We start from the raw sequence: 10,033 nt of genomic DNA, 5'->3' as shown, positions 1-10,033 counted from the left end.
AGTCCTCCTCCTTTGGTCTCAGTTCTAGTCTCATTCGTGTGCGTCCAGCGCGGGTCGAGCGGGCCCCCGGTGACGGCGGCTGAGCGTGCCCGAGCGGTCGCAGCACCGTTTGAACCCCTCGCGGCAGACCTCGAAAGCGTGTGTGGGTTAACGCCCACTGTGGGTTCAAATCCCACCGCCACCGCGCGTGTCCCCTGAGGCACCCGGAAGCCCCCGAAACCCTGCGGTGAGGGGGCTTTCGCGTGTCTCGACCCTTGCGGACCCGGAGTGCGGGGTGCCGACCCCAGCCGGGTGTGGTCAGCACTCCACACGGAGCGGGGCGAGGACGGATCCGACGTGGAGAGGGGGCTCTTGCCGGCTGTGAGCCGTCGTTCTGAGGTGCCCCGGGGAATGCTGCGCGGCGACAAACCCAGAAATCGAGGTCCGAGCACCGAACGGCCCCGCTTGACACAAATCGGCGTCCTGCCCGCGACGAAGGTGCCGGTGGGGTTGGCGACCGCTTGTCGGCTTGCGGGGTCATCACGATCCAGCACAGTCGCCCCACAGCTCTCGGCGATCGCCCGCAGGAGGGTGGACTCTACGACAGCACGCGGGCCTTCCAGCAGGACGACGTGAGAGCAGAGCCGAGGATTTCGACGGGTCTACGTCACGGATCTCGAGCACGTTGGGTGGGGGATCTCGAGGGGCGGAGTCGACGTGCGGCTCATCGCTGTCCTGGCCGTAGCAGAGGCGCAGCCACACCCCAGCTTGTCGTCGTGGACGAAGACCCGACCCAGGAAGCGGAGCACCAGTGACACGTTCTGTTCACGTCGCCGGCTCCCTGTATCAATGCGCCGGGTCCGCGCCTCCTTCCTGACGTCAGGCAGCACCGAATCGGCATCGGTCTTCCCACGGGCCGAGATGTTCGATAGACCTTGACCCCAGCGCAGGAGCCGCCATGCCGAACAGCCCGGTCCTCGACACTGCCGCCGCGGTCGCCGTCTCGTTCTTCGTCGTAGCCCTGGCCTCGTCCGCGGTGGTGGAGTTCATCTCCAACCTGGTCTCGAAGCGAGCCAAGTACCTCCTGCGCGGGCTGCGTGACCTGCTCGACGCGCCTACTGCGCCTGCCGCCCCCGTTGCGCCGACTATGCCGACAGTCCGCCCGAAGCCGGCCCGGAAAACTCAACGAGTGGCGACGTTGCGACGCGGCGTCGCGGCGGAGACCGCGCTCTATGGGGCGGCGCTCGCGGCCGGACCGGCGACCTCGGACCTCAAGGCCAGCAGCGACCAGGGACTGAGCCGGACCGTGCAGCTGATGGGACATCCGCTGGTCAGCGCCTTCAAGCAGACGGGCGCCAGCGGGGACCGGGTCCGCAACCCGAGCTATCTCCCCTCGTCGACGTTCGCCACCGCCCTCATCGACATCCTCGTGCCCGACCGCACCGGCCAGCTCTCCCTCGACCGGATCGCGGCGAGCATCAGGACGCTGGATGACGGCGTGCCCTTCGTCGGGGCCGTGGAGAGCCTGTTGACGGCGGCACAGGGCGACGTGACCGCGTTCCGGGTCTCGCTGGAACGGTGGTACGACAACGAGATGGCCCGCATCGCCGGGTCCTACAAGCGGTGGGCCAAACGCTGGCTCATCGTGGTCACCGCGCTGGTGGCGATCGGCTTTCAGGTGGACACGATCGCGATCGCCAACCAGGTGTATGCCGATGGTCCGCTGCAGCAGGCCGTCGTCGCCGCCGCGGAGAACAAGACCCTCTGCCAGGCCGGGCCGGCCGCCTCCCCGACGGACACCGCCGGCTGCGTGGCTCACGAGCTGTCGAGCCTTCACACCCAGTCCGGGTTGCCGCTGGGATGGAGCGGCGGGACGACCCCCACCTCGGTCGGCGGCTGGCTCGCGAAGGTCCTCGGCTGGGCCCTGACCGTGTTCGCGGCTTCCTTCGGCGCCCCGTTCTGGTTCGACGCCCTCTCCAAGCTCGGTTCCCTGCGCAACACCGGACCCCGACCAGCCACCACGACCTGAACCGCTCGTCCACCCTCGCCAGAACTCGTCCACCAGGAAAGGTCAGACCGTGAGCGACATACCGTCAGCGGGCCCCACGACCCCAGCCACCCAGGAACCCGCCGCCGTGACATCGGCGGTGGTCAGGCAGGAGTGCGACCTGATCATGAAAGGGGGCATCAGCTCGGGGATCGTCTACCCGAGGGCTGCTGCGGCTCTGTCCGGCACCTACACCTTCCGGCAGGTCGGCGGAGCCTCCGCCGGTGCGATCGCCGCCGCTGCTGTCGCAGCCGCCGAGCATGGCCGTGACAGAGGCGGATTCACCAAGCTCGAGGACCTGCCCACCCAGCTCGGCACCCGTCTCGGCGGCCTGTTCCAGGCGGGTCCGTCCACCCGACCCGTATTCCGCGTGCTGTCCGGCTGGCTCGAACCGAGCTGGAGCAGACCACGGAAGCTTCGGGTGACCGCGACGACGGTCGCTGCCCAGGCGCCGCGCCCGTTCCTCCTCACGCTCGCGATCCTGCTCGGCGTTCCGCTGGCCGCCGTACTGGTCGCCGGACATCCCACCTGGTGGCTGGTGGTGGTGTGCGCGGTCCTCTGGGTGCCCGCAGCCGCCGTCGCCGCCGTCATACTCTCCGCGGTCACCTTCGGCCGCCACGCCCTGGACGTCATGACCACCAACGGATTCGGGATGTGTGACGGTCACACCCAGGACCCGGCCACCAACCAGCCACCCCTGACCGACTGGATGACCTCGACGTTCGATGACCTTGCCGGGCTCACCGGCACCGACGGGCCACTGACCTTCGGCGACCTCTGGGGCACGGATGCCGTCGACCTGGCCCGCGAGATCGCCGCGAGAGAACGTGCCGGCGAACGGCCGAGCAGCCACGCGGTGATGGCGGCGGCGGCCGCGAGGACCATCGACCTGCAGGTGATGACCACCTGCCTGACCTTTCAGCGCCCCTACCGGTTTCCCTTCTCCGCCAGCAGCTTCGCGTTCTGCCCGGTGCACCTCGGCCAGTACTTCCCCGACACGGTCGTGGCGCACATGATGGCCACGTCCGAACCGTCGGCCCCGCAACAAGACCTCGTCGACGGAGCCGCCGTCCCCATCCCGATGGTGTGCCCCACCCACGCCGTCCCACTGCGTGACCTGCCACCGGCGTGGGACCTTCCCGTCGTCGTCGCGGCCCGGCTGTCCCTGAGCTTCCCCGGCCTCATCAGCGCCGTCCCGTTCTTCACCGTCGACCGGGCCCGGACCCCCGGCAACCGTCACGTCATCCCCGTCTGGTTCTCCGACGGCGGACTGTCCAGCAACTTCCCCATGCACTTCTTCGACTCGCCGTTCCCCGGTCGCCCCACCTTCGGCATCGACCTCAGCCCGGTCGACCCGGACGACCCCAACGACCTGGTGTGGAAACCGAGCCCCCAGGGCCAGGGAGAACAGCCTCCTCAGGCGACCCCGATGCCCACCATGGTCGCGTTCGGCCGGACCATCCTCGACACCATGCAGAGCTGGGTCGACAACACCCAGATCACCATGCCGGGGTTCCGCGACCGGATCGTCACCATCCGCCAGAAACGCGGGGAGGGCGGCATGAACCTCAAGATGGCGCCGGAGACCATCACGGCCCTCGCCGACCGCGGCGCCCTGGCCGGCGCCCGTCTCCTGGACTTCGACTTCCCCCTGCACCGGTGGATCCGCTACCGCGTCGCGATGTCGGGCGCCGACGACATGCTCGACGCGCTGCAGGCCAAGTACCAGAACGGGTTTCACGCCTTCATCGACGACTACGGACCGACCGCCACCCACTACGCGATCGGCGACCCCACCCGCGTCGCCGCGGACGCTCAGGCCACCGCACACCTCATGTCCCTCGCCCAGGCGTGGGACGCGCAGGACAACCCGGGCGCCGCGGGCGACCTTCCCTCACCGCGCCCCGACCTGCGATTCGCACCCCGCCAGTGACCCGACCGCACGCATACGGGCGGGGGTCAGGGATGGACGATGCCGTAGCGGTCGAGCTTGCGATAGAGGGACGAGCGCGAGAGGCCCAGCAGCGTCGCGGCCTGCAGGCGATTGTCGTCGACCTGGGCCAGAGCCCGCACGATCGCGTCACGCTCGGTGACTTCGAGGGTGGTGAGGGTGCGGGTGCCGGCCGTGTGGCAGTAGCCCGGCAGGTCGTCCGGCTGCAGCTCGCCGACCGGGCGCTTGCCGAGCGCGCTGACGAGCGCCTCGCGCAGCTGCGTGACGTTGCGGGGCCAGCTGTAGCGGGCGACCAACCGGGCGGTGTCGGAGCGTAGGCTCACCCGCCGGTCGGGTGCGAGCTCGGCGAGGACGCGGGCGGTCAGGGCGGTGAGGTCGTCGCCGCGGTAGCGGATGGCCGGCACGGTCACGCTGAGGTCGAAGTGGCGCACGACCATGGCGCACGGCAGCCCGGAGCCGACCACGCCGTCACTGACGGTCGCCGCGACGAAGCGGGACTCGTCACCGCTGGAGGCCGAGATCACCTCGTCGAGCAGCTCCGCCCCAGCCGTGGTGAGGGCGTCGAGGTGGCGGAGGATGAAGAGGGTGGGGCCGGTGCCCTCGTCGGGCTGACGCAGGGTGAAGCGGCTCCCGTCGGTCATCCGAGCCGCATCCACCGCGACGCACCGCCCGCCGGGATGGGCCCGCTGGAAGAGCTCGGCGAGGAGGGTGAACTTCCCCGTGCCGCTCTCGCCGATGATGAGCAGGCTCTGCCGCTCGCGCAGGGCCTCGAAGGTGTCTGCGCAGGCTCGGCGCCAGGCCGGACAGGCTCCATCGGTGATGGAGGTGGGAGCCCGACGCACGTCGCCGGCTATCACGGAGGTCTGCCGGTGGGCGAGGCTGAGCGACGGCAGACGGTGATCCGACGGCATCGCCGAGCGGGAGGGGGTCGACCCGGCGGGGTCGCGCGACAGGTGACGTGAGGAGTGGCGCTCGTCGTGCAGCAGCATCACGACACCGACGACGTCGTCACCGCTGACGATCCGGGAGACGCGCAGGTGCACCACCCGACCGCTCTCGAAGGTCACGGTGTCGTGGGAGGTGTCGTGGAAGGTCCCGGACACGGAGGGTATGGGGCGCGGCCTCCGTCCCATGAGCATCCGCGCCTGTTGCTGTAGCAGGAACTGCTCCTCGAGGGTGAACAGTGACTGGGCTCGGTCGTTGACGATCAGCGAGGTCCGGCCCACGGCCACGACCGCCCGGTGCGAGCGCGCGCACGCGAGGACGTACATCTCGTACAGCGCCTGGTCCGACTGGTTGCGCTCGAGCAGCAGGTTGCGTGCGATGTCGTCGGCCGCGGATCGCACGAGCGTGTGCATGATCGGCGACCAGCTCTCCGCGAGCGAGCTGATGTCGAGCACCCCTTCGACCCGGCCGGTCAGCGGGTCGATGATCGGCGCCCCCGTGCAGGCGAACTTCACCAGGGCTTCGTTGAAGTGCTCGGCGCCGACGACGGCCACGGAGGCCCCGGCCTCGTAGACCGTGCCGATCCCGTTGGTGCCGACACCGCCCGCGCCGACCTCGCGGAAGGAGAAACCCTTGAGGAAGTCGACGCGGTCGAGCACGCGGGCGACCGAGGTCGAGCAGTCGAGGCGGTCGACGATGCGGGCCCGGGAGTCGGCCAGGGCGATGGTGACCGGCACGTCGACCATGTCGTCGGAGAGCCGCTCGATGACGGGGCGCGCGCACCGGACGAGCCGCGAGTCGTAGTCGACGTCGTCGTGGTGCTCGACGCGGTAGACGTCGACGTCCACGCCGGCCGTCCGACTGCGCCGCCACGACGCCGTGACGACGTCGGGGACCCCGGTCCCCGGCGCGCCAGGGTCGTCCTGCAGGAACCCGGCTCGTGCCGCGCGGGCGCGCAGCCGCCGCTCCTCCACGTCCACGGGGCCACCCTTCCCGGGGCACCGGGTCGGGATGCGGCGACGGTGCCCCGCGTCCAGAGTGCCGCACCCGGTGCGGTGCTGACCAGACCCGCTCGTGGTGGTGTCCCAGATTGGGACACCACCCGAAGTGGATGGCGCACGAGACTTCACGAAGGCCCACCGGCGGACCCCTTGCGGTGGATCGTCACGACGTAGCCACGACGACCGAAGGACACGACGGACATGACCGACACCCTCACCTCGCCCACCGAGACCGCCCAGGGCGGGGAGCCCACCCGCACGCTTGACGCCGTCATCATCGGGGCCGGGGTCGCCGGGCTCTACCAGCTGCACCAGCTGCGCCAGCAGGGCCTCGACGCCCGGATCTACGACGCCGCGTCCGACGTCGGCGGCACGTGGTTCTGGAACCGTTACCCGGGAGCCCGCTTCGACTCCGAGGCCTACATCTACCAGTACCTCTTCGACGAGGCGCTCTACAAGGACTGGAGCTGGAGCCACCGCTTCCCCGACCAGCCCGAGATCGAGCAGTGGCTGCACTACGTCACCGACCGGCTCCACCTGCGCGACCACATCACCTTCGGTGCCCGGGTGGAGCAGGCGACCTACGACGAGGACCGGGCGCGCTGGACCGTGCGCACCGACACCGGCGAGGTCATCGACACGCAGTTCTTCGTCACCTGCGCCGGCATGCTCTCCGCCCCCATGGACCACCTCTTCGAGGGACAGGACTCCTTCCGCGGCCAGATCGTGCACACGTCGCGCTACCCCGAGAGCGGGCTCGACCTCGCTGGCAGACGGGTCGGCGTCATCGGCAACGGCGCCACCGGCATCCAGGTCATCCAGACCATCGCGCCGCAGGTGGGCCACCTGACGGTCTTCGCCCGCACGCCACAGTACGTCCTGCCGATGAAGAACCCGAAGTATGGCGACGCCGAAGTGGCCTGGTACAAGGGGCGGTTCGAGGAGCTGAAGCAGAACCTGCCCCACACCTTCACCGGCTTCGAGTACGACTTCGTCCACGTGTGGGCGGACACCCCGCCGGAGCGTCGTCGCGAGATCCTCGAGGACATCTACGAGGACGGCTCACTCAAGCTGTGGCTCGCCTCCTTCGGAGAGATGTTCTTCGAGCAGGAGGTCAACGACGAGATCTCGCAGTTCGTGCGCGAGAAGATGTGTGCGCGGCTCAAGGACCCGGCGCTCGTCGCCGCGCTCGTGCCCACCGACTACGGCTTCGGCACGCACCGGGTGCCGCTCGAGATGGGCTACCTCGAGACCTTCCACCGGGACAACGTCGACCTGGTCAGCGTCCGTGACAACCCGATCGCCCGCATCGTCCCCGAAGGCATCGAGCTGCGTGACGGCACGGTGCGTGAGCTCGACGTCATCATCATGGCGACCGGATTCGACGCCGGCACAGGGGCGCTCACCCGGATGGACATCCGCGGTCGCGACGGGCACACCATCAAGGAGGACTGGTTCACGGAGATCCGCACGACGATGGGCCTGATGAAGCACGGCTACCCCAACCTCTTCACCACGGCCGTGCCACTGGCCCCGTCGGCCGCCCTGTGCAACATGACCACCTGCCTGCAGCAGCAGACCGAGTGGATCAACGACTGCATCCACTACATCCGCGAACACGGCAAGTCGGTCATCGAGCCGACCGACGAGGGCGAGCAGGCCTGGGTCGAGCACCACGACGAGACGGCCAACGCGACCCTCATCGCGGGCACGACCTCGTGGTACCTCGGGTCGAACGTGCCGGGCAAGCCGCGACGCGTGCTGTCCTACACGGGTGGGGTCGGCGTCTACAGGGACAAGTGCGCGGAGGAGGCAGCCGAGGGTTACCCGCACTTCGCCATCAGCTGAGCACGCTTGCCTCGGACGACCCGCTCCGCCACCCTGTAGTTCCCACCTCAACGACGAGGAGACACCATGTCTACACACACCTCCACCGGTCTCGACCGAGCGGCGCTCGGTCCGCAGCTCGACGAGATCCTCCACCGGGCCGTCGGGGCGCAGTCGCCCGTGGCCGGCGTGGTGGCGATGGTCACCGACGCCACCGGCAACGTCTACGAAGGAGTCGCCGGCAAGCGGGTCCTCGGCGAAGAGCAGGAGATGACGCTCGACACCGTCTTCGCCCTCTTCTCCACGACCAAGGCGATCACCGCCACGGCCTGCCTGCAGCTCGTCGAGGACGGCACCCTCGACCTCGACGCACCGGCCGAGTCCTATGCCCCCCACATCGCGCAGCTGCAGGTCATCGAGGGCTTCGACGCCGACGGTGAACCGCAGCTGCGGGCGCCGGCGAGCAAACCCACCACCCGGCAGCTGCTCACCCACAGCGCCGGCCTCGGCTACGACTTCTTCAACCAGCACTACGCCCGTCTGGCCAGCGAGAAGGGCCAGCCGAGTGTCATCAGCGCGTCCCGGGCAGCCCTGATGACACCGCTGCTCTTCGACCCGGGGACGAAGTGGGAGTACGGCAGCAATCTCGACTGGGCCGGGCAGGTCGTCGAGGGCATCACCGGCAAGCGGCTCGGTGAGGTCTTCGCCGAGCGCATCTTCGCCCCCTGCGGCATCACGGACATGACGTTCGCGATCGACGACCGGTTGCGTGCGCGAGCGGCCGGGATGCATGCCCGGGCCGCCGACGGGTCGTTGGCACCGATCGAGTTCGAGCTGCCCTCGCCGCCCGAGGTCGACTTCGGTGGACACGGGCTCTATGGCACGGTCGGTGACTACATGCGCTTCATCCGGATGTGGCTCAACGACGGTCAGGGTGAGCACGGCCAGGTCCTGCGGCCCGAGACGGTGGAGATGGCCGTCCAGCGCCACCTGGGTGAGGGCCTGTCGGTCGGCCTGCTGCCCGGAGTCATCCCGTCGCTGTCGAACGACGCGGAGTACTGGCCCGGCCTGCGCAAGTCGTGGTCGCTGCCGTTCATGATCAACGAGGAGGAAGCACCCACCGGTCGTCCCGCCGGCGGGCAGGGCTGGGCGGGGCTCGCGAACCTCTTCTACTGGGTGGACCGCGAGCACGGGATCGGTGGCTTCTGGGCCACCCAGATCCTGCCCTTCGGTGACCCGACGTCGTTCGGCGAGTACCTCGCGTTCGAGACAGCCACCTACGGCGCCGTCCGGGGTGCCGCCGCCTGACCGGGCCCTCGCTCGGGTCCTCGGACCGACAGCGCGGAGTGCTGACCACAGCCGGATGTGGTCAGCACTCCGTCCTGATGAGCGGGGTGGTCCGACACCCCGGTCCGCCGCCCCCGGGGGAGCTCAGAGCAGCTCGACGAGGTCGCGGTAGGGGTCGAGCCGTGGGTCGGTGACGTCGAGCTCGGTGACCATGAGGTCGATCTGGTCCCAGTTGAGACACCTGGCGGCAGAACCGGTTTCGAACTTCGCGGAGTTGACGGCCATCACGACGTGGTCGGACAGCTGGGCCATCAGCTTCTTGACCTCGGTCTCCTCGGCGGAGAACTCACTGGTGCCGAAACGCGCGTCGATCGCGGCCGCCGAGAGGAAGGCCCGCGCGAAGGAGAACTGGCGCAGCGTCGAGGTGGCGACCGGCCCGACGAGGGATCCGGCGTTGGGGTCCTTCTGGCCGCCGGTGAGGTAGGCGTGCACGCGGGTGTCGCGATGGAGGGTCAGGAAGGTCTCGATCCCGTCCGTCACGACCGAGAGGTTCTCGGAGTGCGGCAGGGCGCCGGCGAGGACGGCGATCGTCGTGGAGGCGTCCATGCAGATCCCGACCCCGCCCGCGGGCACGAGGCCCACGAGCTTGCGGGCGATGACCTCCTTGGCCGCGCCGGCTCTGAGCTCGCGCGCCTCGAACGGCTCCGCGCCGCTGACGGCACCTCCACGGACGCGACGGACGACGCCGTGGTCCTCGAGCGCCTGCAGGTCACGCCGGATCGTCATCGTGCTGACCCCGAAGCGTTCGGCGAGCTCCTCGATGCGCAGCGTCCCGTCGACGCTGAGCAGCTCGGTCAACGCCTGGCGGCGGCTCTCGAGCTCGACGCTGCTCTTCGTGACCATCGGTGGTCTCCTTGCCTGTGACCTTGAAGGCAAATTGTCACACACCTGTGACGAATGGTCACCGATGGAGTGTCACAGGCACAGGGCACAGGT

At 69.4% G+C, this 10,033-nt stretch carries 6 protein-coding genes; 4 read left to right on the top strand and 2 right to left on the bottom strand.

The features are described 5' to 3' along the window. The first annotated feature begins 937 nt into the window (after positions 1-937). Positions 938-2,008, top strand: coding sequence for a hypothetical protein (locus Q0R63_RS19740; protein ID WP_295701211.1), 1,071 nt, complete (start codon positions 938-940; stop codon positions 2,006-2,008). 49 nt (positions 2,009-2,057) lie between these two features. Then, positions 2,058-3,959 carry a patatin-like phospholipase family protein gene (locus tag Q0R63_RS19735; protein ID WP_295701208.1) on the top strand — a complete coding sequence of 634 codons (1,902 nt, stop codon included), beginning with the start codon at positions 2,058-2,060 and terminating at the stop codon, positions 3,957-3,959. A 26-nt stretch (positions 3,960-3,985) separates the two neighbouring features. On the opposite strand, the gene Q0R63_RS19730 is transcribed toward Q0R63_RS19735, so the two are convergent. Beyond that, on the bottom strand, positions 3,986-5,902 hold the full coding sequence (locus tag Q0R63_RS19730; protein WP_295701205.1) for a helix-turn-helix domain-containing protein: 1,917 nt from the start codon (positions 5,900-5,902) through the stop codon (positions 3,986-3,988). Between the two features lie 222 nt (positions 5,903-6,124). On the opposite strand from Q0R63_RS19730, the gene Q0R63_RS19725 reads away from it, so the two are divergent. Both Q0R63_RS19725 and Q0R63_RS19720 read left to right on the top strand, forming a co-directional pair. Further along, positions 6,125-7,771, top strand: coding sequence for an NAD(P)/FAD-dependent oxidoreductase (locus tag Q0R63_RS19725; RefSeq protein ID WP_295701203.1), 1,647 nt, complete (start codon positions 6,125-6,127; stop codon positions 7,769-7,771). Positions 7,772-7,837: 66 nt separating this feature from the next. Beyond that, complete coding sequence (locus Q0R63_RS19720; protein ID WP_295701201.1) at positions 7,838-9,058, top strand: serine hydrolase domain-containing protein; 1,221 nt, start codon at positions 7,838-7,840, stop codon at positions 9,056-9,058. Positions 9,059-9,181: 123 nt separating this feature from the next. Here Q0R63_RS19720 and Q0R63_RS19715 read toward each other — a convergent pair whose 3' ends face one another. Then, on the bottom strand, positions 9,182-9,940 hold the full coding sequence (locus Q0R63_RS19715) for a DeoR/GlpR family DNA-binding transcription regulator (RefSeq protein WP_295701199.1): 759 nt from the start codon (positions 9,938-9,940) through the stop codon (positions 9,182-9,184). Positions 9,941-10,033: the final 93 nt, after the last annotated feature.

Origin of the sequence: Lapillicoccus sp., from assembly GCF_025353065.1 — a bacterium.
In the GTDB taxonomy this organism is placed as follows: domain Bacteria; phylum Actinomycetota; class Actinomycetes; order Actinomycetales; family Dermatophilaceae; genus Lapillicoccus.
Note: the sequence above shows the minus strand (reverse complement) of the source record. Positions and strands in the feature narration are given on the sequence as shown.